24 protein-coding genes are annotated in these 25,504 nt (G+C 60.3%); 9 read left to right on the top strand and 15 right to left on the bottom strand.

Annotation, left to right across the window (positions count from 1 at the left end; translation table 11 throughout):
- Window positions 1–60: 60 nt before the first annotated feature.
- From rplI to ACZ9BX_RS09090, 5 genes are all read right to left on the bottom strand, one after another.
- Window positions 61–639: a 50S ribosomal protein L9 gene (gene rplI / locus ACZ9BX_RS09110; RefSeq protein ID WP_027507386.1), complete on the bottom strand. Its 579-nt coding sequence runs from the start codon at window positions 637–639 to the stop codon at window positions 61–63.
- 21 nt (window positions 640–660) lie between these two features.
- Window positions 661–1,662 (bottom strand): DUF2232 domain-containing protein, encoded by a 1,002-nt coding sequence (locus tag ACZ9BX_RS09105; RefSeq protein ID WP_476219938.1) that lies wholly within the window; start codon window positions 1,660–1,662, stop codon window positions 661–663.
- 141 nt (window positions 1,663–1,803) lie between these two features.
- A complete protein-coding gene (gene rpsR / locus ACZ9BX_RS09100) occupies window positions 1,804–2,052 on the bottom strand; it encodes a 30S ribosomal protein S18 (RefSeq protein ID WP_027507384.1) in 249 nt (82 codons plus the stop codon).
- Window positions 2,053–2,065: 13 nt separating this feature from the next.
- Entirely contained in the window at window positions 2,066–2,536 is a 471-nt protein-coding gene (rpsF, locus tag ACZ9BX_RS09095; protein ID WP_027507383.1) for a 30S ribosomal protein S6, read from the bottom strand.
- A 1,063-nt stretch (window positions 2,537–3,599) separates the two neighbouring features.
- A complete protein-coding gene (locus ACZ9BX_RS09090; RefSeq protein ID WP_476217281.1) occupies window positions 3,600–4,643 on the bottom strand; it encodes an aldo/keto reductase in 1,044 nt (347 codons plus the stop codon).
- A 200-nt stretch (window positions 4,644–4,843) separates the two neighbouring features.
- On the opposite strand from ACZ9BX_RS09090, the gene fabD reads away from it, so the two are divergent.
- The 7 genes from fabD (at window position 4,844) to gmk (ending at window position 11,337) form a co-directional block, all read left to right on the top strand.
- Window positions 4,844–5,788: an ACP S-malonyltransferase gene (fabD, locus tag ACZ9BX_RS09085; protein ID WP_476219936.1), complete on the top strand. Its 945-nt coding sequence runs from the start codon at window positions 4,844–4,846 to the stop codon at window positions 5,786–5,788.
- A 30-nt stretch (window positions 5,789–5,818) separates the two neighbouring features.
- Complete coding sequence (fabG, locus tag ACZ9BX_RS09080) at window positions 5,819–6,556, top strand: 3-oxoacyl-[acyl-carrier-protein] reductase (protein WP_476217279.1); 738 nt, start codon at window positions 5,819–5,821, stop codon at window positions 6,554–6,556.
- 287 nt (window positions 6,557–6,843) lie between these two features.
- Complete coding sequence (locus ACZ9BX_RS09075; protein ID WP_027507378.1) at window positions 6,844–7,080, top strand: acyl carrier protein; 237 nt, start codon at window positions 6,844–6,846, stop codon at window positions 7,078–7,080.
- A gap of 88 nt (window positions 7,081–7,168) precedes the next feature.
- Window positions 7,169–8,431, top strand: a complete 1,263-nt coding sequence (gene fabF, locus ACZ9BX_RS09070; RefSeq protein ID WP_476217275.1) for a beta-ketoacyl-ACP synthase II — start codon at window positions 7,169–7,171, stop codon at window positions 8,429–8,431.
- A 117-nt stretch (window positions 8,432–8,548) separates the two neighbouring features.
- Entirely contained in the window at window positions 8,549–9,769 is a 1,221-nt protein-coding gene (gene mltG / locus ACZ9BX_RS09065) for an endolytic transglycosylase MltG (RefSeq protein ID WP_476217273.1), read from the top strand.
- Window positions 9,770–9,783: 14 nt separating this feature from the next.
- A complete protein-coding gene (locus ACZ9BX_RS09060) occupies window positions 9,784–10,671 on the top strand; it encodes a YicC/YloC family endoribonuclease (RefSeq protein ID WP_476217271.1) in 888 nt (295 codons plus the stop codon).
- A 3-nt stretch (window positions 10,672–10,674) separates the two neighbouring features.
- On the top strand, window positions 10,675–11,337 hold the full coding sequence (gene gmk, locus ACZ9BX_RS09055) for a guanylate kinase (RefSeq protein WP_476217269.1): 663 nt from the start codon (window positions 10,675–10,677) through the stop codon (window positions 11,335–11,337).
- Here gmk and rsmA read toward each other — a convergent pair.
- The 7 genes from rsmA to ACZ9BX_RS09020 all read right to left on the bottom strand — a co-directional run bounded on the left by rsmA (window position 11,334) and on the right by ACZ9BX_RS09020 (window position 19,696).
- Window positions 11,334–12,161 (bottom strand): 16S rRNA (adenine(1518)-N(6)/adenine(1519)-N(6))-dimethyltransferase RsmA, encoded by an 828-nt coding sequence (gene rsmA, locus ACZ9BX_RS09050; protein ID WP_086996530.1) that lies wholly within the window; start codon window positions 12,159–12,161, stop codon window positions 11,334–11,336. The genes gmk and rsmA overlap by 4 nt on opposite strands.
- Window positions 12,161–13,183, bottom strand: coding sequence for a 4-hydroxythreonine-4-phosphate dehydrogenase PdxA (pdxA, locus tag ACZ9BX_RS09045; protein WP_476217266.1), 1,023 nt, complete (start codon window positions 13,181–13,183; stop codon window positions 12,161–12,163). The genes rsmA and pdxA overlap by 1 nt, the downstream gene beginning before the upstream one ends.
- Before the next feature lie 5 nt (window positions 13,184–13,188).
- Window positions 13,189–14,139 (bottom strand): SurA N-terminal domain-containing protein, encoded by a 951-nt coding sequence (locus ACZ9BX_RS09040; RefSeq protein ID WP_476217264.1) that lies wholly within the window; start codon window positions 14,137–14,139, stop codon window positions 13,189–13,191.
- A 174-nt stretch (window positions 14,140–14,313) separates the two neighbouring features.
- Complete coding sequence (locus ACZ9BX_RS09035) at window positions 14,314–16,671, bottom strand: LPS-assembly protein LptD (protein WP_476217262.1); 2,358 nt, start codon at window positions 16,669–16,671, stop codon at window positions 14,314–14,316.
- Window positions 16,671–17,759, bottom strand: coding sequence for an LPS export ABC transporter permease LptG (lptG, locus tag ACZ9BX_RS09030; protein WP_100772741.1), 1,089 nt, complete (start codon window positions 17,757–17,759; stop codon window positions 16,671–16,673). Before lptG ends, ACZ9BX_RS09035 begins: the two co-directional genes overlap by 1 nt.
- Entirely contained in the window at window positions 17,756–18,934 is a 1,179-nt protein-coding gene (locus tag ACZ9BX_RS09025) for an LptF/LptG family permease (RefSeq protein ID WP_476217259.1), read from the bottom strand. The genes lptG and ACZ9BX_RS09025 overlap by 4 nt, the downstream gene beginning before the upstream one ends.
- A gap of 99 nt (window positions 18,935–19,033) precedes the next feature.
- Window positions 19,034–19,696, bottom strand: coding sequence for a phosphatase PAP2 family protein (locus ACZ9BX_RS09020; RefSeq protein ID WP_476217257.1), 663 nt, complete (start codon window positions 19,694–19,696; stop codon window positions 19,034–19,036).
- Between the two features lie 271 nt (window positions 19,697–19,967).
- On the opposite strand from ACZ9BX_RS09020, the gene ACZ9BX_RS09015 reads away from it, so the two are divergent.
- Window positions 19,968–21,461 (top strand): leucyl aminopeptidase, encoded by a 1,494-nt coding sequence (locus ACZ9BX_RS09015; protein WP_476217255.1) that lies wholly within the window; start codon window positions 19,968–19,970, stop codon window positions 21,459–21,461.
- Between the two features lie 8 nt (window positions 21,462–21,469).
- Window positions 21,470–21,919, top strand: a complete 450-nt coding sequence (locus ACZ9BX_RS09010) for a DNA polymerase III subunit chi (RefSeq protein WP_476217253.1) — start codon at window positions 21,470–21,472, stop codon at window positions 21,917–21,919.
- A 10-nt stretch (window positions 21,920–21,929) separates the two neighbouring features.
- Here the strand turns inward: ACZ9BX_RS09010 and ACZ9BX_RS09005 are convergent, their stop codons facing one another.
- The 3 genes from ACZ9BX_RS09005 to ACZ9BX_RS08995 all read right to left on the bottom strand — a co-directional run bounded on the left by ACZ9BX_RS09005 (window position 21,930) and on the right by ACZ9BX_RS08995 (window position 25,493).
- The gene (locus tag ACZ9BX_RS09005) at window positions 21,930–22,481 is read right to left on the bottom strand and encodes a GrpB family protein (RefSeq protein ID WP_476217251.1); all 552 of its coding nucleotides are present in this window, start codon (window positions 22,479–22,481) and stop codon (window positions 21,930–21,932) included.
- A gap of 83 nt (window positions 22,482–22,564) precedes the next feature.
- Window positions 22,565–23,491, bottom strand: a complete 927-nt coding sequence (locus tag ACZ9BX_RS09000) for a Gfo/Idh/MocA family protein (protein ID WP_476217249.1) — start codon at window positions 23,489–23,491, stop codon at window positions 22,565–22,567.
- A 118-nt stretch (window positions 23,492–23,609) separates the two neighbouring features.
- The gene (locus tag ACZ9BX_RS08995; RefSeq protein WP_476217247.1) at window positions 23,610–25,493 is read right to left on the bottom strand and encodes an ABC-F family ATP-binding cassette domain-containing protein; all 1,884 of its coding nucleotides are present in this window, start codon (window positions 25,491–25,493) and stop codon (window positions 23,610–23,612) included.
- Window positions 25,494–25,504 lie beyond the last annotated feature (11 nt).

Genomic DNA, 25,504 nt, shown 5'->3' with positions numbered 1-25,504 from the left:
GCAAAACGACAGAAGCCCGGCTGGAGCCGGACTTCTGTTTCTGTAAGATGTTTCCGAAGCTTATGCTTCGTCTTCGGCGTTACCGTCGGCATCCGGATCGAAGAAGTCTTCCGCGCGAAGGGCGTCTTCATCAACGCCGTAGATGGCGTCGACGGAGGTGAGCGTTTCGCCCTTTGCCTGGCGCTCGGCTTCGTCGGCGGAGCGGGCCACGTTGAGATTGACGTGGATTTCGACTTCGGCGTGAAGCTGCAGCTCGATCTTGTGGACGCCGATTGCCTTGATCGGCGTGTTCAGGTGAACCTGGTTGCGGCCGATGTTGAAGCCTTCGGCGGCGAGGATTTCGACGACGTCGCGGGCAGCAACCGAGCCGTAGAGCTGGCCGGTTTCGCCCGCGGAGCGAACGACGATGAAGGATTTGCCGCCGAGGACGTCGGCAACCTTCTGGGCTTCCGACTTGCGTTCGAGGTTGCGGGCCTCGAGCGTGGCGCGCTCGGATTCGAAACGGGCCTTGTTGGCGGCGTTTGCGCGCAGAGCCTTGCCGAGCGGCAGGAGGTAGTTGCGTGCAAAGCCGTCGCGAACCTTCACGGTTTCGCCCATCTGGCCGAGCTTGGAGATGCGTTCGAGAAGAATGACTTCCATCTTCGTTTTCCTTTCGTGTCTCTAGGTTTTCTTGTCTGTGGATTGAGGGGCATCGGCATTCTTGTTCGGGGTCAGGGCGATCGCCTTGCGCGTATCGGACAGACCGACGACGAGAATGAAAAAGGCTGGCAGCATCAGGATAAGCGACACCAGGTAGCAGAGGACGAGCGCCGGCAGGCGCCAATCCTTGCCGCGCGTGCGGAAATGCAGCGCGGCGAAGCCGGAAAGCAGGAAGCCGGCGCCGAAGGTGCCGACGACGGTTGCTCCGATGATCGCTGGAACGCCGCCGAAGAAGGTGGCGGCAAGACCGGCGAGGAAGACGAAGATCGCATTGCGGTTCATGCGCAGGGCCGACGGAATGTCTTCGCGCGGGCGAAGCGCGCGGCCGGATGCGTTCACGATGCGTGTCGCGATGTAGTAGGCCGCAAACAGCATCAGCACCCACATCGCGCCCTGGATGGCTGGCAGCATCAGGAGCAGCAACGATTTCGTCTGCGCGGTGGCCGTGTCATTGAAGGTGAAATCAGGCTGCTGCTGCGCAAAGGAGCCGAACAGCGTATCGACCATCTGGCCGATGAGCTCCGGGCCGTAGCCGATCATGTAGCCGGTCACGATGACGGCGAGCGTCACCAGCCCGCAGAGATGCAGCAGGATGTCGGAAAGCGGATACCAGGCCGTCAGGTGGTCGGGACCGCCGAGTTCGGCGGCAGGGCGGGCAAGATTTGCCAGGTGGCTGATCCAGCCGGCCGGGATCAGCGTCACCAGCGTCATCATCAGCGCGAAGGTCGGCGAGATGGCGGTAGCGCCGACGGAGGCGGCCGTCACGACGGCCGAGATTGCTGCAGCATTGCCCCAGCCGAGGCCGACGAGAAGGATGGGTAGCGCGGAAGCGGCGTAAAGCAGGGCGCTGAACGACAACTGCGCGCTCGCGCCGAGCACGAGGAGTGCGGCGGTCAATCCGGCGAGCGCGCCGGTCAGCAGCGTCTTGAAGTTCAGTTTGGTCACATCGCTGTCCTGCTTCATCAAGCAGTTAGAGGATGTTTCCTGAATCAAATTCAGAGAAACCCGCCTCAACATGGGTTTTCAGGGTTCCGATCCGCGCCCATCGCGGAAGGGAGGAGGAAAGGCATCGCTGCCTTCCCTCAATTCAACTGCGTCAGCCGATTAGGCGAGGACGTAAGGCAGCAGGCCGAGGAAGCGGGCGCGCTTGATCGCCTGGGCGAGCTCGCGCTGCTTCTTCTGCGAAACAGCCGTGATGCGGGACGGAACGATCTTGCCGCGCTCGGAAATGTAGCGCTGCAGGAGACGGACGTCCTTGTAGTCGATTCGCGGAGCGTTTGCGCCGGAGAACGGGCAGGTCTTGCGGCGGCGATGGAACGGGCGGCGGACCGGAGCGGAGGAAGCTTCAGACATATCTCAAATCTCCTTATACGCGGTCTTCGCGCGGACGGCGCGGACGGTCTTCACGGTCGCCGAAGCCACCTTCACGCGGCGGGCGAGGACCACGGTCGCGATCACCGAAGCCACCTTCGCGCGGGCCACGGGCGCCGTCACGCGGGCCGCGGTCGTCACGGTCGCGCTTCTGCATCATGGCCGACGGGCCTTCTTCGTGCTTTTCGACAGCGATGGTCATGTAGCGCAGGACGTCTTCACTGATGCGCATCTGGCGTTCCATTTCCTGGACGGCAGCCGGCGGAGCATCGATGTCCATCAGGGCATAGTGAGCCTTGCGGTTCTTCTTGATGCGGTAGGTGAGGGACTTGAGGCCCCAGTTTTCGATGCGCCCGACTTTACCGCCGTTAGCTTCGATCACGCCCTTGTACTGTTCTACGAGGGCATCGACCTGCTGAGCGGAAATATCCTGCCGGGCAAGGAATACATGTTCATAAAGAGCCATGACAGCTTTGCCTTTCTTGCGTTGGTTCAACCCGAACTTCGGCGGCTAAGCCTCAACGACTGCTCCTGACGGGCTGAACCCAGGCAAGAAAAGCGTTTCCGAGACGGTCGAGAGCGGAGACACGGGAGGCTGGAACGCTTCCGTTCCGAACGATTTCCACGGAAACCGGCCCTCCGTTCAGCCACCAGCCAGAAGACCGGGTTTGCGAACAGGGGCGCTTATACGGGTTTTTCGGCAGAAGGCAAGAGCCCCCGCGACAAAGAGGCAACTTCCCTTCGCGCACAGTTGAGGGCAGTCGCGTATCGCAAGGTGTGTTGGTTTTCGACGTGTGTCCGATCTTCGGTCAGCGACGAAAGGAGAAGTTCGACCCTTCTCTGCCAGTTCTTCGGAGCATTGAAGCCGTGACCCAATGCGGTGCATTGAAGCCGTGACCCAATGCGGTCTTTCAGTTGCGAGCGTCGCTTGCTGGAGCTGCGTTAGTCAGTCGAAGGCCAATGGTATTTTTAACGGAGCGCTAATATACTTGGACGCTCGAACGAGCCGCGCCTGCCAAATGCTTGAGGAATGCCATGCGAAGGTTCATCTTCACGGCAATCTGTATCGCCGCCGCAACAGCCGCTAACGCCCATGATTGGTACGAAGACACGATTGACCCACAGACGAAATTCAAGTGTTGCGGCGGTTCTGATTGCCGCGCCATACCTCGGTCTTCAGTGCGGTCCAGGATAGATGGTGGTTACACCTATTTGCCGCATAATTTCACCATCCCACGGGACCGTGTACAGGAATCCCCGGACGGCCAATACCATATCTGCGAGAGTACTTACGTCGTAACTGATCAGCTGTATTGGCGTTGCTTTTTCGCACCTCGTGTCAATGTCTCAATGACGGCTAACCACCCTCCTTGACAATGCGGCTGTACGCACCGAATCCGCATGCGCTAACGGGAAAGTGGAATCCACTGCCGGTCACAAAAGCCGCCGCAGCATCCGCGTTGACGGCTCAGTGACCTGACCCGTCGGGTGGAACTTCGGCGATGTACGCTGCTGGCAGGCTCACGCCCTCACATCGGCATCGGATACTGTCGGCGAACCTTCTCGATCTCGGAGAGGACATCGCTCGAAAGGTTCACCTGGACGGCGCTCAGGTCGATCTTCAGCTGCTCCATTGTCGTCGCGCCGATGATGACGGAGGTCATGAAGCGGCGGGTGAGGCAGAAGGCAAGCGCCATGATGGAGGGATCGAGACCATATTTCGCGGCGATCTCGACATAGGCCTTGGTTGGTGCTTCCTGGAGCGGTTGAAGGCGGCCGCCGAGATTTCCATTGATCGAGGCGCGTGAGCCGGCGGGTCTGGCGCCGTTCAGGTACTTGCCGCTGAGAAGGCCAGCCGCAAGCGGCGAATAGGCGAGCAGGCCGACATCCTCGTGATGCGACAGCTCCGCCATGTCCAGATCGAAGTGGCGGTAAAGCAGGCTGTACTCGTTCTGGACGCTTGCGACGCGCGGTAGGTTCTTCTTGTCGGAGAGCGTCAGGTATTTCTGCGTGCCCCAGGCCGTTTCGTTGGAGAGCCCGAAGGCGCGGATATTGCCGGCCTTCTGCAGTTCGCCCATCGTCTCCAGGATTTCCGTCATGTTGGCAAGCGCCTTTTCACGATCCTGCCCGAAGGGATCGTAGGTCCAGTTCTGGCGGAAATGGAAATGGCCGCGGTTCGGCCAGTGTATTTGGTAGAGATCGACGTAGTCTGTCTTCAGCCGCTTCAGGCTGGCTTCCAGCGCGAGGCGGATGTTCTTGGCGTCGGCACCTTCGCCGTTGCGGAGGTAGTCGCGGCCCTCGCCGGAGACCTTGGTTGCCAGCACGATGTCCTTGCGCTTTCCCGTCCTTGAAAACCAGCTGCCGATATAGTCCTCGGTGCGTCCTTGCGTTTCCGGCGAGACCGGGGTCGTCGGATAGAGTTCGGCGGTATCGAAGAAGTTGACACCCTTCTCGACCGCGTAATCCATCTGCGCGTGCGCTTCGGCTTCGGTGTTCTGTGTGCCCCAGGTCATGGTGCCGAGGCAGATTTGCGAAACGGAAATGTCGGTACGGCCTAATCGATTCAACTTCATTGGATACCTTGAAAATGGATGAGCGGACATGTCCGGGGAGGGCGGCGCAAATCTAGGCGCGAATTGCGCAAGCGCAAGGAAAAAATTGGGGCTTTTCGCGCCGGCAAAGGCTCTGGAGACCCTGGCGCGGCTATTGACTCTCCCGGCAAGAACGTCAATTGGAGGCGAAATAGTCCAAATGACATAATAAGGGACATATGATGACCGTCGCTTTCACATTTCCCGGCCAGGGCAGCCAGGCCGTTGGCATGGGCAAGGAACTCGCGGAAAACTATGCCGAAGCCCGTGCCGTCTTCGAAGAGGTTGATGATGCGCTCGGCGAAAAGCTCTCGACGGTCATGTTCGAAGGCCCGGAAGATACGCTGACGCTCACGGCCAATGCTCAGCCGGCATTGATGGCGGTATCGCTCGCGGTTATTCGTGTCCTTCGGGCGAAGGGTCTCGATCTCAAGTCGAAGGTGTCCTACGTCGCCGGCCATTCGCTCGGCGAATATTCCGCGCTCTGTGCCGCCGGCACCTTCTCGCTTGCCGACACCGCGCGTCTGCTGCGTATTCGCGGCAACGCCATGCAGGCGGCAGTCCCTGTCGGCGTCGGCGCCATGGCGGCAATCATCGGTCTGGAACATGCCGACGTGGTTGCAGTGTGCGGAGCCGCGTCGGTCGAAGGTGCCTGCCAGATCGCCAACGACAATGGCGGCGGCCAAATCGTCATTTCCGGTGAAAAGGCAGCCGTCGAAAAAGGCGCGGCACTTGCGACCGAAAAGGGCGCCAAGCGCGCGATCCTGCTGCCGGTTTCGGCTCCCTTCCACTCTTCGCTGATGGCGCCGGCCGCAGATGCGATGCGCGAAGCGCTCGCAGGCGTTTCGAAGTCCAACCCGGTCGTGCCGCTGATTGCCAACGTCCGCGCCGCGCCGGTGACGGATGCCGGCGAGATCGCCAGGCTGCTCGTTGAGCAGGTCACCGGCCAGGTCCGCTGGCGCGAAACGGTGGAATGGTTTGCCGCAAACAATGTCACGACGCTTTATGAGCTCGGCTCCGGCAAGGTTCTGACAGGCCTTGCGCGCCGTATCGACAAGACGGTGAACGGCATCACCGTCAATACGCCCGCCGATATCGACGCGGCCGTTGCCGCCCTCATGGCCTGATTGGTTTCACCAAATATAAGGAACGCATCCATGCTCGATCTTACCGGCCGCAAGGCGCTTGTCACCGGTGCATCCGGCGGCATCGGCGAGGAAATCGCCCGCATTCTCCACAAACAGGGCGCCGTCGTCGGCCTTCACGGCACGCGCGTCGAAAAGCTCCAAGCGCTGGCGGGCGAACTTGGCGATCGCGTCAAGATATTCCCGGCGAACCTCTCCGATCGTGACGAGGTCAAGGAGCTCGGCGTCAAGGCCGAAGCCGAGCTCGAAGGCGTCGATATCCTGGTGAACAACGCAGGCATCACCAAGGACGGCCTCTTCGTTCGCATGAGCGACGAGGACTGGGACAGCGTCATCGAGGTCAATCTGACGGCAATGTTCCGCCTGACGCGTGAACTGACACATCCGATGATGCGCCGCCGCTACGGCCGCATCATCAACATTACGTCCGTGGTCGGCGTTACCGGCAACCCGGGACAGGCAAACTACTGCGCCTCCAAGGCGGGCATGATCGGCTTTACCAAGTCTCTTGCCCAGGAGATCGCGACCCGCAACGTGACCGTCAACTGCGTCGCGCCGGGCTTCATCGAATCCGCCATGACCGGTAAGCTGAACGACAAGCAGAAGGAAGCGATCATGGGCGCGATCCCGATGAAGCGCATGGGAACAGGCGCCGAAGTCGCGTCGGCAGTCGCCTATCTTGCCTCCTCGGAAGCTGGCTACATGACGGGTCAGACACTGCACGTAAACGGCGGCATGGCCATGATCTGAAACGGAAAACCGGCCCTGTTCGCGTTTTTCGGCGGAATAGCGTGTTGAGCAATCGAACGGGGTTGATTTTCAGGCTTTGCGGCAGACATAAACCGTGTTAAGCGGGCCATGACTGTCACAGTCGTTCCGGGAAACAAGGCGGACCGGCGGGCTTTTTGCCAGCATGGGACATCTTCGAGAGCCGGGCTAACGAGTTTGCTGAAAGTGCCGAGAGGGCGCCGAAGGCTGAAGCAGGGTCGGGATGCCGGAAGGCATTCTCATCAGGATATAAGGTCGAGGAAACCGACATGAGCGATATCGCAGAACGCGTAAAGAAAATTGTTATTGATCATCTTGGCGTCGACGCCGAGAAGGTTGTCGAGGGCGCCAGCTTTATCGACGATCTGGGCGCTGACTCGCTCGACACGGTCGAATTGGTCATGGCCTTCGAAGAAGAATTCGGCGTGGAAATTCCGGACGATGCAGCAGACTCGATCCTTACGGTCGGCGACGCAGTAAAATTCATTGAAAAGGCCCAGGCTTAATCCTGTGTGATTTTCAAAGGGCGGGCCATGAGTCCGCCCTTTTTGTTTGTGCATTGCGTTAGCGAAAGAACAGGCGGGGAAGCTGTCGATGAGACGGGTCGTCATCACTGGTACCGGCATGGTATCACCCTTGGGATGCGGAACTGACGTGACGTGGTCGCGGCTGCTCGCCGGACGCAGCGGCGCTCGTCTTGTCACCGAATTCGAGGTGGACGACCTTCCTGCCAAGATCGCCTGCCGCATTCCGGTTGGCGACGGCACCGACGGCACATTCAACCAGGACGACTGGATGGAGCCGAAGGAGCAGCGCAAGGTCGATCCCTTCATCATCTTCGGCATGGCCGCCGCCGACATGGCACTGAACGACGCCAACTGGCATCCTGACAATGATGAGGATCAGATCGCGACCGGCGTGCTGATCGGCTCAGGCATCGGTGGCATCGAGGGCATCGTAGAAGCGGGCTATACGCTGCGTGACAAGGGTCCGCGCCGCATCTCGCCCTTCTTCATCCCCGGCCGTCTGATCAACCTCGTATCCGGTCAGGTCTCTATCCGCCACAAGCTGAGAGGGCCGAACCACTCGGTCGTCACCGCCTGTTCGACCGGCGCCCACGCCATCGGCGATGCCGCCCGTATGATCGCGCTCGGCGACGCAGATGTCATGGTCGCGGGTGGAACGGAATCGCCGGTCAGCCGCATCTCGCTCGCGGGCTTCGCGGCTTGCAAGGCGCTTTCTACGCAGCACAATGACGATCCTGAGAAGGCGTCGCGTCCCTACGACCGTGACCGCGACGGCTTCGTCATGGGCGAGGGAGCTGGCATCGTCATTCTCGAAGAGCTGGAACATGCCAAGGCGCGCGGCGCAAAGATTTATGCGGAAGTCGTCGGCTACGGCCTCTCGGGCGACGCCTATCATATCACCGCACCGGCGGAAGACGGCGATGGCGCGCAGCGCTGCATGGCCATGGCACTGAAGCGCGCCGGATTGACGCCTGCGGATGTCGATTACATCAACGCGCACGGCACGTCGACCATGGCCGATACGATCGAGCTTGGCGCTGTCGAGCGTCTGGTCGGCAACGCGGCGTCAAAGATTTCGATGTCTTCGACAAAGTCGGCGACCGGTCATCTGCTGGGGGCTGCAGGCGCCATCGAGGCGATCTTTGCGACGCTTGCGATCCGCGACAACGTCGCCCCGCCGACGCTCAATCTCGATAATCCCGAGCGCGAAACCGCCATCGATCTCGTTCCACACAGGGCTCGTCAGCGAGAAATCAATGTCGCACTCTCGAATTCCTTCGGATTCGGGGGTACGAATGCATCGCTGGTGCTGCGCCGCTACACCGCCTGACGGCGGTTTTTGAAGCGACAGGAGGACGGGCCAGTACCTTCGGGAGGATGGCCCTACCTGCTTTTTGCCGTATTGCTTCTTAAAACAGCGGACAGGGCCAAGTTTAGAGGATTGCCGGTGAGCGATACGAATCAGAGCAACGACGCGGCGGGCCACAACAGCCAGCCTGCGCAGAATGGGCCGATCATTCCGAAGTCGCCCAATGAAGCGCTGCGACCGGAACGCGTTCCGGAGCCGCCGAAGCGCTCGAAGAAGGCGCGCAGCCAGGTCGTCATCTTCCTGAATTTCCTGATGACGATGGTCGTGCTTGCCTGCGCCGCCGGCATCTTCGCGTTCTATTACGCGATCTCCAGCTACCAGGAGCCCGGTCCGCTGGAAACGAACACCAATTTCATCGTGCGCAGCGGCGCCGGTCTTTCGGAAATCGCCACCAATCTCGAGCGCAACAACATCGTCTCCGATGCCCGCATCTTCCGCTACCTCACGGCGACCTACCTGAAAGAGGGCGAGAGCCTGAAGGCCGGTGAATACGAGATCAAGGCGAAGGCTTCCATGAACGACATCATGGAACTGCTGAAGTCCGGCAAATCGATCCTCTATTCGATCTCCTTCCCGGAGGGCCTGACGGTGCGCCAGATGTTCAACCGCATGAACGGGGATACCGTCCTCGAAGGCGAGCTGCCGACGGCGCTGCCACCCGAAGGCAGCCTGCGTCCCGACACCTACAAGTTCTCCCGCGGCACGAAACGCCCCGAGATCATCGACCAGATGGCCGCGGCACAGACGAAGCTCGTCGATCAGATCTGGGAGAAGCGCGATCCTTCGGTCTCGCTGAAATCCAAGGAAGAGTTCGTGATACTCGCTTCGATCGTCGAGAAGGAGACAGGTATTCCGGATGAGCGCGCGCACGTCGCGTCCGTTTTCCTCAACCGGCTCGCCAAAGGCATGCGGCTTCAATCCGATCCGACGATCATCTACGGCCTCTTCGGTGGCGACGGAAAGCCTGCCGACCGGCCGATCTTCCTGTCGGACCTGAAGAAGGAAACGCCTTACAACACTTACCTGATCAAGGGCCTGCCGCCGACGCCGATCGCAAATCCCGGCCGCGATGCCCTGGAAGCGGTTGCTAATCCGTGGAAGACCGCGGATCTCTATTTCGTTGCCGATGGCACCGGCGGCCACGTTTTTGCGGCGACGCTTGAAGAGCACAATGCCAATGTCAAGCGCTGGCGCAAGCTTGCAGCTGACAAGGGCGCCGATCCGAATATCGTGGTCGACGGCCAGCCGGAAGCTCAGGCCGAGCCGGCGGCTCAGCAGAAGAAAAAGAAGACGAATTGATTTCGGAGGCTCGGATGGCTTTGCAGTCCATGACTGGTTTTGCGCGGCGCGAGGGAACGAGCGGCCGCTGGCGCTGGGCATGGGAACTGCGGTCGGTCAACGGCAAGGGGCTTGACCTGCGGCTTCGCCTGCCGCCTGGCCTCGAGCGCATGGAAACCGACGTCCGCCGCGTCACGGGCGAACAGTTCAGCCGCGGCAACATGCAGGTCAACCTGTCGGTCTCGGCAGGCGAGAACCGCTTCGAAACTGTTCTCAACCAGGAAGCGCTGGCCAACGTGCTCGCCATGCGCGACCAGCTTGCAGGCGTCATCGATCCGGCGCCGCTGACCCTCGATACACTGCTTTCCATCCGCGGGCTCGTCGAGTTTCGCGAGACCGAGGACAGCGAGGCAGAGATCGCCGCGCGCGATTCGGACATCACCAACGGCCTGTTCGCCGCGCTCGCCGACCTGAAGCATATGCGGGAGCAGGAGGGCGCCGCGCTGTCCCGCGTGCTGCTCAATCACGTCTCGACGATCGAAGACCTGACGCATGCGATCGAGCACGACCCGTCGCGCACGCCGCAGGAGATTTCCGCGCGCATCAAGGCGCAGGTTGCCTTGCTGATGGACGGGATAGGCGCGCTTGACCGCGACAGGCTGCATGCGGAAGCGGCGTTGCTCGCGACCAAGGCCGATCTTCGCGAAGAGATCGACCGGCTGAAGGCGCATGTCGCGGCTGCGCGCGATCTGTTGGGCCGCGGTGGTCCGGTCGGCCGCAAGCTCGATTTCCTTGCACAGGAATTTAACCGCGAATCGAATACTATCTGTTCCAAGTCGAATGCCTCGGCGGTCACGGCTGCCGGCATCGAACTGAAAGTCGTCATCGACCAGTTCCGCGAACAGGTCCAGAATCTGGAGTAGGACATGAAACCGGCGAAAGCTTCGCCCGTTCCGATCGCCCGCCGCGGTCTGATGCTCGTCATCTCGTCGCCTTCGGGCGCGGGTAAGTCGACGATCGCAAGGACGCTGCTGGCACAGGACAAGCAGATCGGCCTCTCCGTCAGCGTGACGACCCGCCAGCGGCGCCCGAGCGAGGTCGAGGGCATTCATTACCATTTCAAGAGCATTCGCGAATTCGAGCGGCTGCGCGATTCCGATGCCCTGCTGGAATGGGCCGAAGTGCACGGCAATTTCTACGGCACGCCGCGCGAGCCGGTGGAAGCTGCGATGGCCGAAGGCCGCGACATGCTTTTCGATATCGACTGGCAGGGCGCCCAGCAGTTGCAGGAGAAGATGTCGGCAGACGTCGTGTCGATCTTCGTCCTGCCGCCGACGATGACTGAATTGCAGTCGCGCCTTCACCGGCGTGCCGAAGATTCGGAAGAGGTCATCGCCCAGCGCCTCGCCAATTCGCGCGCCGAGATCTCCCATTGGCGGGAATATGACTATGTCATCGTCAACGACGACCTCGACACCGCCTTCGACGCCGTCCAGTCGATCGTGAAGGCCGAACGCCTGCGCCGCGACCGGCGGCACGGCATCTACGATTTCGTCACCAAATTGCTGGAAGAAACACCCGCTCTCTAAAGCGAATTCGCAAGCAGGCAGAATTCCTCGACGGAAAGCGTTTCCGCCCGGCGCTGCGGATCGATGCCTACCTTATTGAGCAGGCTCTCGCCGCCCAGCGGCTTGAGGCTCTGGCGTAGCATCTTGCGCCGCTGACCGAAGGCAGCATGCGTTACTCTTTCAAGATTGGCGACGGCGCAGGGGATGGGGTTTTCCTTCGGCGTCAGATGCACCACCGTCGACGTCACCTTCGGCGGCGGCGTGAAGGCCTGCGGCGAGACGTCGAAGGCCATGTACGCATCGGTCCGCCAGCCGCAAAGCACGCCGAGCCGACCATAGTGGTCGTCGTCCTGTGCGGCGACGATACGCTCACCGACTTCCTTCTGGAACATTAGCGTCAGGGATTCCCAGAACGGCGGCCATTCTTTTGGCAGCAGCCAGTTCACCAGCAGTTGCGTGCCGACATTGTAGGGAAGATTGGCGATGATCTTGACAGGTCCCTCGGGCGCCAGCGCCTCGAAATCGGTCTTCAGCGCATCACCGCCCATAACCTCGAGCCGGTCAGGGTAGTGGTCCGATATTTCCGCTAGCGCGGGCAGGCATCGCGGATCACGCTCGACGGCAATCACCTTTTTCGCCCCTAATGCCAGGATGGCACGCGTCAGCCCGCCGGGTCCAGGGCCTACCTCGAAGACGGTACAGCCTTCCAGCGATCCTGCCGTGCGTGCCACTTTCTGCGTCAGGTTGAGGTCGAGAAGGAAGTTTTGCCCGAGCGCCTTGCGCGCATCGAGGCCGTGACGCTGAATCACGTCCCGGAGCGGCGGCAGACCATCGAGTGCGGCCATCAGCGATGTTCCGCCGAACGACTGAGATGGGCTGCAAGCTTGAGGGCGGCAATCAGGCTCTGTTCGCGCGCAAGGCCCTTACCGGCAATACCGAATGCCGTTCCGTGATCCGGCGATGTCCGCACGAAGGGCAGGCCGAGCGTCACATTGACGGAATCGTCGAAGCCAAGCGCCTTGACCGGGATCAGGGCCTGATCGTGATACATGCAGACCGCGACATCATACCGGGCGCGAGCCTCGTCGTGGAACATGGTATCGGCGGGCAGGGGGCCGATCGCGTCGATGCCCTCTGAGCGCAGAAGCTGTATGGCGGGATGAATGATGTCTTCGTCCTCGCGTCCCATCGCTCCGCTTTCGCCAGCATGCGGATTGAGACCGGCGACGGCAAGGCGCGGTCTCTCGATGCCGAAGCGCTGTCGGAGGTCGGCGTGTGCGATGCGGCACGTTTCCACAATCAGTTCGCCGCTCAGAGCCTGGGGAACGTCCTTGATCGGGATATGAATAGTAACCGGGATCGCCCGCAGCTTGGGGCCTGCCAGCATCATAACGGGCCTAACCGGTTTGCCGGTCGCGCGGGTAGCGAGATCGGCAAGAAATTCAGTATGTCCCGGAAATTTGAAGCCAGCCTCGTAAAGGACGGCTTTGGCGATGGGATTGGTGACGACGCCTGCCGCCTCGCCTTTGACGACCAGCGATACGGCGGTTTCGATCGCGGCGATCGTAGCAGGCGCCGTCGCGACATGCGGCTCGCCGGCGGCCACTTCGACGCCGGCAGGAATTGGCAGGACGGGCAGGGCATCGGCAAAGACATCCGAAGCCGTTGCAGCGCTCGCCTCAGCTATCGCGACGGAAAGATCGAGCTGCCGCGCTCGTACCGCCAGCACGTCTGGGTCGCCGATCAGAAAGAAAGGTGGCAGGCCAAGCTCACGCCGCCTCAGCCAGGCCATCAGGGTTATGTCCGGGCCGATGCCGGCCGGATCGCCTTGCGTCAGCGCAAGCGGGCGCGAAAATGGGGTAGCCACGGCGGTCAGCGATAGATGATCTGCGCCTTCTTGCGCAGCTCTTCCATATATTTGGCGGCGTTTTCGTTTTCCGGCGCGCTCTTGCCGGCCTTGGCTTTGTCGAGGTCTTCCTGCCGGAAAACGATCTCAGCGGCCGTATCGTCGGACACCTCGCGCTGGCTGCAGATCGCAAGATACTCCACGCCCTTGTCCGTCACGCGGGTCGCCGTGGTATTGCCCTTGGCCTGCTCGACCAATGGCTTCCACTCGGCCGGAAGTTCGGGCGCCAGGATCCGGCCGAGTTCGCGGACCGAGACGTCGCGCATCGTTGCTGCAAAGACCTTTGCCTGTTCGCAGCCCGGATATTTCGAACGTGAGGCTTCGGCCTCGCTCTTGCGCTTGCCCGTAATGCCCTTCTTCGCTTGCGGCACCACGAAGATGATTTGCTGAATCATGTATTCGGTCGTGACCGGTTTTTGCTTGTTGTTTTCCATCATGCGACTGACGAGATCGCTGCTCGACATGCGGGCACTCGACCCATAGCGCGCATTGACGACACGCGGCCAGCTCATTTGCACTGCAATATACTGCTTGAAATGATCGGCGCCGACCCCGGCCTGAGTGAGAATTTGGGTAAGCTGCTCGGTCGAGAGCTTGTTTCCGGATGCAAAGCGCGCAAAGGACGCATTGACGTCGTCCTGAGAGACGGACATGCGCACCCGCGAGATTTCCTGACGCTTCAGGGTCTCCTCAACAAGCGATTCTTCTGCCGTCTTCGCATCGGCCTTCTGGTGCTGGAGACGAAGGAACGCCTGGCGCCTTGCGACGTCGCCTGTGGTCAGCGCCACCCCGTTGACGACGGCCTTGACTTCGCTGGCGGCAAAAGCGGAATCGCCATGGGGCTGAACAAGCGCCCCGAGCACGCACAAGGCAGCTCCGGCAAACAGAGTTGTGACAATCTTTCTCGCGCCAATCATGTGTCAATCCTTCCCATAGACGCTGCGGCAGCAAGTGCGCGTGTACACAGCTTTGCCGAGGCCGGATACCGCCAAGCGACATCCCTATGCCTCATAACCTGATTGACGGCAATGTCCTGCATAGTGTTGCGGCGAAAGAAAGGCCCCACTTTCTTTCGCCATCCAATGTCGCGATCAATTATTGTAGATATTCTTTTCGATATCGTCAGAATATCCAACGTTGATATCGCCAAGCGTGCGGAACGTGAGTCTGGCACCGATGCTCCAATCGCTTGCCGACTGGTCGCTCGTATCGCGTTTCGAAGTATAGGCGATTGTGAAGATCGTGCATTCGTCTTCATAGGAAAGGCCGAGTGTCTTCCTGCTGACGACATCGTTGTTGAGATCCCATGCGATGCCACCGAAGACGGACCAGTAGTCCTTGAACTTGACCGTTGCCTTGGCCTGGATTTCATCGCTGTCTTCAGCAAACCCGTAGTCCGGCTGTGCGGAAATATGGGTGTAGAGAAGCTGGCTCTGGAACGTATCGGTCTGGAAACCGGTCGTCAGATCGCCGCGACGGAAGGAAAGATCCTCCTCGTCCAGGCGGTACGAGGCGGCGAAGGAAAGCCCCTGCGGCGTCTCGACACCGGCCAGTCCGACATAGTCGGAACGGGTGGTCTCGAGACCCGAATCCGCCCCCACATTCACGAGATCGTCCTCGGCAAACGAGTTCTGACCGGCAAGCTGATAGGACTGGCCGAAAATGCCGTGAAGCTTGTAGCCGTTGTCGAACGTGCCGGTGTACTGGAAGCCAATATTGGCGCGCGTGCCGCCCTCGATGCGATCGTAACCCGAGAACTTGTCACGTTCGAAAAGCGACGTCGCGTCGAAAACGAAGCTTTGCGCGTCCTCGTTGGGTAGGGCGCCTGCCAGCGGCTCGTCGGGACGGGCGTAGATTTGTGCGATCGGCTCGAAGACGTGCGTGCTGTTTGCCGTGGTCATCAGGATCGGATAGCGCGCCTCCAGGCCGGCGGTGATCATTCCGCGCGTTGCGCTTTCGTTGTCGTCGTAATTGCCGTCGTAAGTTCCAAGCATGCTTGGATCGTCCATGTTGAGCGCGAGTGCATCGCCTCGTGCGGCGAGCAGAGGCGTAATAAGCACGCCCTGGGGCGTCACGAAAGTACGCTTCCATTCCAACTCGCCCGTCAGGCGGGACGTCTGTCCCTCGAGGCCTGGGAAGCGGTTTTCGCCCACAGGGTTGAGGAAGAAGCTGTCGTGGGTGCGCGAAATATTCGTAAAGTTGACATCGAGCGACAGCTCGCCGCCGGCAAGCGGCTGCGGTGCCACGGCATGATAGTCTATCACCGGATAGACTATCGCCTGCTCTTTTTCTGCCTCGCTATCGGGATCGGCATCCTGGACGTCGAAATAGAACGATCTGATGTCGAAGTAATTCCGCTTGCCGAGACCCGTCAGATAAACCTGGTTGTTGTGGGTCGTTTCGTTGAAGCCTTTGAGTTCGTAGGTACGCGAGAAGTTATTGTCGCTCTGCACCATGACATCCCAGCCGAATGTCCAGCGGGGATTGATCTTGAACTCTGCCTGGGATCCAATCATTCCGCGGTTATCGGCTTCACGGTCGCTCGTGTCCTCGGTGAAGCTCTGCGGATGTATCTGGTTGATGCCCGCAACGCGGAGCGTATGCGTGCCGTTTTCGAAACGCTGCCGGAACTCAGCATCGAGCAGGAAGCCCTGATTCGTGTAGCCGGTGCCGCTGACTGTCAGGTCCATGCTCGGCGAGAAAACGTAGTAGTAGGGAACCGTCAGGCCGAAGCCGAGGTTCTGTGATGTGCTGAAGGTGGGGAACAGGAAGCCGGACTTCCGCTTGACCGTCTGGTCGGGAACCTCGATCCAGGGGAGGAAGGCGATCGGATGACCGAGCAGTTCGAAGCGTGCCTTCTCCAGCCGGATGGTATGTTTTTCGCCGTTCTGGATGACGCGCTCGGCTTTGACCTGCCAGAAAGGCGGGCGTTCCGGGCGTTCGGCGCAGGGAAGGCATGCCGTGTAAACGCCCTTGTTGAGGATCATCAGATTGTCGTTGACCCGCTCGCCGCTTTCAGCGGCGATGCGCGTGTTGTCCGTAGTCTCGATGCGCAGCGCATTGACGAAACCTTCGGCGAAGTCGTCTGTCACGTCGAGCTTGTCGGAATACATGCGATTGCCGTCGGGGCTGATCAGCTCGATATTGCCGATCGCCATCATCCGGCCCGTCTTCTGGTTGTATTCCACACGCTGGGCCACCATTTTGTAGCCCGCATAGTTGATCTGTACGCCTCCGATTGCGGAGACGATCTGCTGATCGCGGTTGTAGACGAGCTCGTTGGCCGAAAGCATCATCTTCGCTTCGGGATCGACCCTCGGCTGCAGCCTCTGCAGCGTCGAATCTTGCGCGAATACGGCGGGAATGTTTCCGGAATAGCTGAGCAGAGTCGTCCCTGCGAGCAGGGCAACCAACTGTTTACTAAAAGTCTTGCGGTCGCCTGCCGCCACTAGCCGTCCTCCTGATGAAGCAGAATCGTTGCGCCGAGAGCCAATGCGACGACGACCGGAATCCAGGCCGCCACGAAAGGCGGTACGACTCCGCTGCTTCCAAATGCCTTTACAAGCACGTTGACGACATAAAGCACGAAGCCCGAAAGGATTCCACCCAGAATCACCGACCTCGACTGGTTGAACCGGCTAAATTTTAGCGACACTGTTGCAGCAATGAGAGTCATCGCGACAAGCAGCAGCGGCTGGGACAGCAATGAGTGGAATTGCGTCTCCAGTGCCTTCGTCGGAACGCCGAAGGATTTGGCAATTGCTATTCGATTGGAAAGATCAAAAAAGGCAATGGTTTCAGGCGCTGTCAACCGTTCCTGGACGAAATCCTGTTTCAGATTGGTGCGAAGTTGAAGAGTATCCTTTCGAACCGCGATTTCGCCTGGCCGGCGTTCGGTAATGTTCTTAAGAAGCCAGTAACCATCTTCCAATTTTGCCGAAGCTGCGTCCTGTCGCAGAATGACGCGGCCGGCCGAATCGAAGTGGATCAAAACGGCATCGATCAGGAGCGTCCCGTTCTCCTGAATCGTGCGCGCGCCGATGATGACATCGTCCTGGCCGCTGATCTGGCGCAGCCAGGGAACCTGCGGCTTGTTGCTTGTTGCTTTCTCCTGGCCGCGCCAATCGGTTTCCACGAGTGCCGCCTGCCGTTGACCCCAAGCCGCGAGCGGATTGATGACGGTCATCGTCAGTATGCCGAGCAGGAAGGCGCCGGCGATGAAAGGCGACATGAACTGCCACACCGAGATGCCGGCTGCGCGCGCCACCACCAGTTCATACCTGCGGTTCAATCCGATCAGCACTGTCATCCCGACGAAGAGCGCTATGAAAGGTACGGTCTGCTGAATGATGAGCGGCAGCCTGACGGCCGTCATCAGCAGGCCTCCGGCAACTGTATAGCCCGGCAAGCCCGACATCCGGCCTGCCGTCTCACTGAAATCGATAAGGTAGACGATCGAGATGATTCCGAGGAAGAACCAGATCGTGATCGCAAGATACCGGCGGAAGAAGTAGCGTCCCAGGGTGCCGAAGATCATGCGCTGCCTCCGGGCGTTTTTCCGATTGCGGAAGGCAGCAGTCGCTCGATTCTATGCCAGATGCCAGCGGCGCGTTCTCCCACGGCGGCCGGAATCAAAAGACGCTTGTGCATGCTGAGGAAGACGATAGCGGCGATGCCGGCCACGACGGGTATCGCATACAGCACGCTGATGTAGAACGGATCCGTGTCGATCTGGTTTGCCGCGTAGAACGACGCCCAGCGCAGGGCAAAGGCAAGGGTCAGAGCCGCGACCATCGGATGGAGACGCGCCTCGCGATGCGACCGCGCGTCACCGGCGACCGCCAGCGCGATCAGCGCAAAAACGAAAGGCAGAACCCAATCGCTGAGCCGACGGTGAAGTTCAGCGCGGTATGACCCCGGCTTGGCGATGTAATCCTTGTCGGCAGGATCCGGATTGAACAGGAAGGCCAGATCGCGGTCGCTGGCCCGAAGCGTCGCCTGCCCGCGGTTCTGCGTCAGATCGGAGAGATCGAAGGAATAGGAGTCGAATTTGATGATGGAGACGTTGCCGTCACGGGCTTTGCGCTGAACTTCGCCGTCGCGCATGATGAGTGATGTTCCCGCATCGTCGACCGCGCCTTCGCGTGCGTAATAGATCATGTCGAAGGCGGGATCGCGCTCGTCGACGACGAACAGGCCCCTCAGCACGCGGCCTGCCAACCGTTCCGAAATCTGCACGTAGAGACCTTCATCGATCCTGCGGAAGTTCTTCTCTTCGATGACGGTGGACAGCAGATCGGCATAGGCGGCCGCGATCATCTGGCGCGCGCCGGTCTTAGCCTTCGGCTCGACGACGTTGTCGACGAAGAAGGAGAACATGCTTATCACGGCCGCAAGCAGCAGGATCGGGCGGATGATGATGTTCCGTTTTGCGCCGGCCGCATCGATAACGGTCAGCTCCGAATCGTTGTTCATCGTCGTCAGCGTCTGAGTGACGCCGATCACAATGGCGAAGGGCAGGACGACAGGAATGATCGATGGCAGGATCAGCGTCGCAAGCTTGGCGAACGAGCCAATCGACTGACCGCTATCGGTGACCAGGTTGATACGCTGCAGGACCTGGGTCGTCCATATGATCGCGAGCACCGGCAGCAGCGCTACGAGAAACATCTGGCCGACGCGCCGCAATATGTAGATCTCTAGTAGTTTCATGCCTGCCCTTGAAAGCACCTGCGAAGCGGAGGCATCGCAGCAGGAACCCATCTAAGCTGTTTGCTGCGCATTTGCGACAAGCAGGTGTCAAAATTTCATTCAAATTTCAGAATTTTTTGGCCGGTGTGACGAATCGGTAAACGCATAGACACCGGCAAAAACCACAATCGCCAAAAGCCAGCCGAGCACGAGATCGGACAAGTAGTGCGCGCCGAAGGAAAGCCGCATCAGCGGCGTGAGGATAGAGATCGCCAAAATCGGCAAAAACAGTCCGGTTCGCGCCGGTTGCGGTATCAGCATGACGAGGCAGAGCAGCCAGCCGGCGCTTGCCGCCTCTCCGGAGACAAACGAACAGTTCGACATGCACTTTCCGGCAAGCGAACCCGCCTGCACGAAATCGAGGCTGCCACCGAAGTTGAGGGTCTCAATCGGCCGCGGCCGGCCCCAATGTGCCTTGAGGATGAGGTTCGCGATCAGGCCGGGTCCAAGCAGCAGTGATGCCAGGGCGATCTTGAGGTTTCGGGCCCGGAGCGCGTTGAACGTTCCGCCGTGATGCCGGTAGCACGCAATCAGCAGGGCGAGTTGAACGGCCCCCACAACATACGGCAGCCGAAAGAAAATCGTTCTGAGCGTTTCCAGAAAGGGCTGACGTGAGGGGAAATGTCCGCAAATCTGCGCCGCTGCGTTCGAGGGTTTGCAGGTCTCGACGAGAAAGAAATGCCACGACGCAACGATATCGACCTGCGGGAAAGAATGGAACATCAGAAGCAGCACCCACCACAGACAGAAGAGCGCTATAAAAATATATCCCGCGCTGGATGGAAAGCGAGCTTGGGCGGATGACTTGTCTGCAAGACTAGCGGTCACGTCAGGGCATTCTTCTCATGGTTTCCGGCGCGCCATAGCAAGCACAGTTGCTTTTTGACTCGGTCCTGCAGATTTGTCCATGGTTTCCAGATCACGCTTGTTTTCAGCGCTGAAACCCGAAATTATCGCCGCCGGTTGGATTCCACAGAATCCGAATGGAGAAGACATGGCAGCCAAATTCGATATCTCATTTTCAAAGTCGGCCAAGATCAGCGGCGGACTGAGCATTCTGCTGAAGGCAAGCGACGCCGATTTGGCTGCGGGAGCCGAGATCGCCGACCCGGCCAGCGTCATCGCTAGGGCCATGAAAATTGCGAAATTCTCGGCAAAACCGGTGAGCACGCTCGATCTTGTCGCCCCCGAAGGCTCGCCGGCCGAACGCCTTATCGTGATCGGTCTCGGCAAGGCCGAAGAACTGACGGCGCATGACTGGCTGAAGGCCGGCGGTACGGCTGCCTCGAAGATCAAGGGCGTCGAGAAGGCGACCATCTTCATTGATGCCCCAGGCGTTGATATCGATGCAAAGATTGCCGCGGATTTCGCGCTCGGCATTCTGCTGCGGGGTTACAGCTTCGATACCTACAAGACGAAGAAGACCGACGACGAGGACAAGGCGAACGGCAAGGCAACCAAGGTCACCATCATTACCGCCGATGCAGCCGGCGCAACGAAGGCCTTTGCCGATTCTGAAGTTGTCGCCGATGGCGTCAACCTTGCGCGTGATCTCGTGAACGAACCGCCGAACGTGCTCGGCCCCGTCGAGTTCGCGGCAAAGGCAAAGCAGCTGGAAAAACTCGGCGTCGAGGTCGAAATCCTGACGGCGCGCGAGATGAAGCGTCTCGGCATGGGGGCGTTGCTCGGCGTCGCCCAAGGTTCCGCTCGCCCGCCGCGCCTTGCCATCATGCAGTGGAAGGGCGGAAAGGCCAAGGAGCGTCCCGTCGCCTTCGTTGGCAAGGGCGTCGTCTTCGACACCGGCGGCATCTCGATCAAGCCGGCGGCAGGCATGGAGGACATGAAGGGAGACATGGGCGGTGCAGCCGCTGTCACCGGCCTGATGCATGTGCTCGCCGCCCGCAAGGCAGCGGTCAATGCCGTCGGTATCATCGGCCTCGTAGAAAACATGCCGGACGGCAATGCCCAGCGCCCGGGCGATATCGTCACCTCAATGTCTGGCCAGACGATCGAGGTCATCAACACTGATGCCGAAGGCCGTCTCGTGCTCTGCGACGCGCTGTGGTATTGCAACGACCGCTTCAAGCCACAGTTCATGATCAACCTCGCGACGCTGACGGGTGCCGTCGTCGTGGCGCTCGGCAGCGTCCATGCCGGCTTGTTTTCGAACGACGACGCGCTTGCCAGCCGATTGACGGAGGCCGGCCTCTCCACGAGTGAGAAGGTCTGGCGCATGCCGCTTGGCAAGGAATACGACAAGATGATCGACAGCAAGTTCGCCGACATGAAGAACACCGGCGGCCGCTACGCGGGTTCGATCACGGCGGCGCATTTCCTGAAGCGCTTCGTGCAGGACACCCCCTGGGCGCATCTCGATATCGCCGGCACCGCAATGGGTTCGCCGCTGGATGAGATCAACCAGTCCTGGGGTTCCGGCTTTGGCGTCCGGCTGCTGGATCGCCTCGTACGCGACCACTACGAAGCCTGATCGCGCGCATGACGGAAGTCCTGTTCTATCATCTGACCGAATCCAAGCTGGAAGACGCCCTGCCGCCACTCGTCGACAAGAGCGTCGGGCGCGGCTGGCGTGTCGCGATCCAGGTGAAGGAGCCGGCCCGAAGGGACGCGCTCGATTCGCATCTCTGGACGTTCCGTGAAGACAGTTTTCTGCCGCATGGCACGGATGAGGCTGAACTTGCCGAAGACCAGCCCGTCTTGCTGACGGCATCCGCTGGAAACGCCAACGCCGCGACCGTGCGTTTCGTCGTCGACGCGGCCGAACCGCCGCCGGTCGACACCTATGAACGGATCGTCTTCATGTTCGACGGATACGACCAGGAACAACTCGAAGCCGCGCGCGCCCAATGGAAGAAGCTGAAAGGCGAGGGGCACAGCCTCACCTATTGGCAGCAGACGCCGGAAGGACGCTGGGAGAAGAAGGCCTGACCGCCGAAGGTCAGGCGAGATCACCGTCCGTTACGACTTTGTCGATGAAGGCCTTCTTCGACGCGGTATAAGCGGCGCGATTTTCGGCATACTTCCGCGCAAGATCGATCTTCAGCTCTTCGTAGGCTTTGACGAGAGCTGGATTGCTCCGAAGCCTGTCGCGGAAAAGAATATTCCGCTTCCAGTTATAACCGTTATGTTCGACGATATGGGCAAGATGCGTACGCGTTTCGCCCTTGATGCCGCGGCCGAAGATGTGATCGTTGGGCACGACATCTGCTCCAGCATAGTCGTAGCCGATCCGCTCCATCGGTCCGATACAGGTCGCCCCGTCTTCGAAACGTCTGATGCCGATCAGAATGTCGATGATTGGTTTTGCTTTGATCGCCGGGATGGCGGTGCTGCCGAAATGCTGGATGTCGAGCGCCAGAGATCCGAGCGCACCTCGGATTCTAACCTCTTCCAGCGCATAGGCTTTCTGCCATCTCGCGTTGGGAGCGGCGAGCGTGACGGTCAGATGCCGCACGCCCAATCCAAAAGACTCGTCTTGCTCCTGCGGCATGGTATTGGACGTCCTTGGCGAGGGTCGATCCCGTCACTCTAACATTCAACGGCCGGTTTGGCATCTGGCCGGCGATCTGCCGGTCAGTCGTGAAACGCCTCGACGAACTTCCGTTTGCCGAGCATGAAAGCATCGGCGACGTGGCGCAGCGGCGCGAGATCGACGTCGGATTTGCCCGCCTTGACGATTTCCGCAAAGCGCCGGTAGAGCTGAGGATATTCCTCCTCCGGCGCGGAGAACTTCAGCTCGCCGTTGACGGAGAGTTTCGATCCGCCTTCCGTAAGCTCCATCGTCCCGGCTGCCGTCTCGGCGATGATGTCCCAGCTCTGCTTTCCGGTCGGGCGCCAGTCGAATTCACCGTGAACCGAAACGTCGTCCGCATTCTTGAAATGCAGGTCGGCGGCAATCGGCGCGTCGCGGTTTTCCGGGAACTCCAGCGTGGCGCTCGTCAGGAAGATCGCCTTCGGCAGGATATGGGTGACGATCGACAGGGCATTGATGCCGGGATCGAAAACGCCAAGCCCGCCGGCCTGCCAGATCCAGTCCTGGTTCGGATGCCAGTGGCGCACGTCCTCCTTCCAGAGGACGTGAACGCTTTCGATCTTGGTCGAGGCGAGGAATGCTCTCGCGGCCTCGACCGCAGCCGCGTAACGTGAATGCCAGCTTGCGAACAGCGAGACGCCTTTTTCGGCGGCCAGCGCTTCGAGGTCGGCGACCTCGCTCAATGTCGCGCCCGGCGGCTTTTCGAGGAAGACATGCTTGCCGGCGGAAAGCGCTTTATGGGCTGCCTCGTAGCGATATTGCGGCGGCATGCAAAGCGACACCGCATCGATCGCCGGCACCGCGTCGAGCATGGCTTCTATTGACGTGAAGCTCTGGACGCCATCGACGGTGCCGTGGCGGCTCGCCGTCGCGACAAGCTTGAAATCCGGGTTCTTGGCGATCGAGGGAAGGTGCTGGTCGCGGACGATCTTGCCGACGCCGACGATGGCGAGGTTGATGGGTGACATGGGATAAAGCTCGCGTTCGGTGTTTCGCTCAAAAGTATGATTTATTGCGCGGTGTTTTATCAGAATGTTACCGCCGGGCAAGCGGCGTTGTCACCTGCAGATCGACAAGGCGCTGCGGTTAGTCCGACATGGCGTCCTCATATTCGGCGGAAAGCTCGAGCCACTGTTCTTCGGCGGCTGCGAGTTTTGCTGCTGCCTCGCCACGCTGCTTGGCTTTCTCGCTGGCCTTTGCCGGTGTCTTGTCGTAGAGCGCCGGATCGGCGAGCTCGGCATCGAGAGCCTGAATCTGTTTCTCCAGCTTCGCCGTCAAGGATTCGATTTCGTTGATCTTTTTCCTAAGCGGTGCAAGCGAGGCACGTTTGCCGGCATTCGCCTTGCGCTGATCCGCCTTGGAGGACGCTTCGTCATTCAGCTCAGGCTTTTCGTCTTTTTTTTTGCCCGAAGAGACAACGAGGTTGCGGTATTCCTCCATATCGCCGTCGAAATCCGAAACCGTGCCGTTGTTGACCAGCCAGAGACGATCGACCGTCGCCTCGATGAGATGGCGGTCGTGCGAGATGAGAATGACCGCGCCATCGTAGTCGTTAAGCGCTTCTATCAACGCGCGGCGGCTATCGATGTCCAGGTGGTTGGTCGGCTCGTCAAGGATGAGCAGGTTCGGCGCGTGGAATGCGGCAAGCCCCATCAGCAGGCGAGCCTTCTCGCCGCCGGAGAGATCCTTGGCGGCGGTCGACATCTTTTCCGTCGAAAGCCCCATCTGCGCAACGCGGGCGCGCACCTTGGCCTCGGGCGCCGCGGGCATCAGGCGGCGCACATGCGCGACCGGCGAGTCGTCGGGAACGAGATCGTCGAGCTGGTGCTGGGCGAAAAAGCCGATCTTCAGGCTGGGTGCGAGTTTAATGTCGCCGCTTTCGGCGGAAAGCCGACCGGCGATGAATTTCGCGAAGGTCGACTTGCCGTTGCCGTTGGAGCCGAGCAGCGCGATGCGGTCGTCGTTGTCGATGCGGAGGCTGATGCTCTTGAGGATTGGCTTGCCCGGCTCATAACCGACGGCGCCGCCCTGGATCGCGACGATCGGGGACGCGGGCTGCTTTTCCGGCTCCGGGAAAGTAATCGGCTGGACGTGACTTTCGATCACCGCGGCGACGGTGCCCATGCGCTCGAGCGCCTTGACGCGGCTCTGCGCCTGGCGCGCCTTGGAAGCCTTTGCCTTGAAGCGGTCGATAAAGCTCTGCAGATGCTTGCGCGCGGCTTCGTTCTTGGCCTTCGCTTTTGTCTGCAGTTCGTCAGCTTCCGCCTTCTGCCGCTCGAATTGATCATAGCCGCCGCGGTAGAAGGTCAGCTTCTTCTGGTCGAGATGGATGATCGAATTGACGGCATTGTTCAGAAGGTCCCGGTCATGGCTGATGATGATGACCGTGTGCGGATAGCGCCGCACATAGTCTTCCAGCCAGAGCGTGCCTTCAAGGTCGAGATAGTTCGTCGGCTCGTCGAGAAGCAGCAGATCCGGTTCGGCAAAGAGCACGGAGGCAAGAGCAACGCGCATGCGCCAGCCGCCGGAGAACGCCGAGGCCGGGCGCTGCTGGGCCTCCTGGTCGAAGCCGAGACCCGCGAGAATGCTCGCCGCACGCGCCTCCGCCGAATGCGCGTCGATGTCGACAAGGCGCATCTGGATTTCCGCAATGCGATGCGGATCCGTCGCGGTCTCGGATTCGACAAGAAGTGCTGCGCGCTCCTTGTCGGCGGAAAGTACGATATTGATCAGCGAATCTTCCGTGCCCGGCGCTTCCTGCGCCACCTGGCCGATACGGGCGTTCTTCGGTATGGAAACCAAGCCGGTCTCCGCACCGAGATCGCCGGTGATGATCCTGAAGAGCGTGGATTTGCCCGCGCCGTTGCGCCCCACAAGGCCAGCCTTCGTGCCCGCCGGAAGCGTCACGCTGGCATTGTCGAGGAGAAGGCGCCCGGCGATGCGGGCGGAGATGTCGGTAATCGTGATCATGCGCGGCGTTT

It is taken from the genome of Rhizobium sp. USDA 3886 (genome assembly GCF_056279785.1).
The sequence above is the reverse complement of the archived record's forward strand: the minus strand, read 5'-3'. Positions and strand labels throughout refer to the sequence as shown.

Coding starts and splice junctions, on each gene's coding strand:
- rplI (WP_027507386.1), bottom strand. CDS start 639: ATGGAAGTCATTCTTCTCGAACGCATCTCCAAGCTCGGCCAGATGGGC.
- ACZ9BX_RS09105 (WP_476219938.1), bottom strand. CDS start 1,662: ATGAAGCAGGACAGCGATGTGACCAAACTGAACTTCAAGACGCTGCTG.
- rpsR (WP_027507384.1), bottom strand. CDS start 2,052: ATGTCTGAAGCTTCCTCCGCTCCGGTCCGCCGCCCGTTCCATCGCCGC.
- rpsF (WP_027507383.1), bottom strand. CDS start 2,536: ATGGCTCTTTATGAACATGTATTCCTTGCCCGGCAGGATATTTCCGCT.
- ACZ9BX_RS09090 (WP_476217281.1), bottom strand. CDS start 4,643: ATGAAGTTGAATCGATTAGGCCGTACCGACATTTCCGTTTCGCAAATC.
- fabD (WP_476219936.1), top strand. CDS start 4,844: ATGACCGTCGCTTTCACATTTCCCGGCCAGGGCAGCCAGGCCGTTGGC.
- fabG (WP_476217279.1), top strand. CDS start 5,819: ATGCTCGATCTTACCGGCCGCAAGGCGCTTGTCACCGGTGCATCCGGC.
- ACZ9BX_RS09075 (WP_027507378.1), top strand. CDS start 6,844: ATGAGCGATATCGCAGAACGCGTAAAGAAAATTGTTATTGATCATCTT.
- fabF (WP_476217275.1), top strand. CDS start 7,169: ATGAGACGGGTCGTCATCACTGGTACCGGCATGGTATCACCCTTGGGA.
- ACZ9BX_RS09060 (WP_476217271.1), top strand. CDS start 9,784: ATGGCTTTGCAGTCCATGACTGGTTTTGCGCGGCGCGAGGGAACGAGC.
- gmk (WP_476217269.1), top strand. CDS start 10,675: ATGAAACCGGCGAAAGCTTCGCCCGTTCCGATCGCCCGCCGCGGTCTG.
- rsmA (WP_086996530.1), bottom strand. CDS start 12,161: ATGGCCGCACTCGATGGTCTGCCGCCGCTCCGGGACGTGATTCAGCGT.
- ACZ9BX_RS09040 (WP_476217264.1), bottom strand. CDS start 14,139: ATGATTGGCGCGAGAAAGATTGTCACAACTCTGTTTGCCGGAGCTGCC.
- lptG (WP_100772741.1), bottom strand. CDS start 17,759: ATGATCTTCGGCACCCTGGGACGCTACTTCTTCCGCCGGTATCTTGCG.
- ACZ9BX_RS09025 (WP_476217259.1), bottom strand. CDS start 18,934: ATGAAACTACTAGAGATCTACATATTGCGGCGCGTCGGCCAGATGTTT.
- ACZ9BX_RS09020 (WP_476217257.1), bottom strand. CDS start 19,696: ATGTTCCATTCTTTCCCGCAGGTCGATATCGTTGCGTCGTGGCATTTC.
- ACZ9BX_RS09015 (WP_476217255.1), top strand. CDS start 19,968: ATGGCAGCCAAATTCGATATCTCATTTTCAAAGTCGGCCAAGATCAGC.
- ACZ9BX_RS09010 (WP_476217253.1), top strand. CDS start 21,470: ATGACGGAAGTCCTGTTCTATCATCTGACCGAATCCAAGCTGGAAGAC.
- ACZ9BX_RS09005 (WP_476217251.1), bottom strand. CDS start 22,481: ATGCCGCAGGAGCAAGACGAGTCTTTTGGATTGGGCGTGCGGCATCTG.
- ACZ9BX_RS09000 (WP_476217249.1), bottom strand. CDS start 23,491: ATGTCACCCATCAACCTCGCCATCGTCGGCGTCGGCAAGATCGTCCGC.
- ACZ9BX_RS08995 (WP_476217247.1), bottom strand. CDS start 25,493: ATGATCACGATTACCGACATCTCCGCCCGCATCGCCGGGCGCCTTCTC.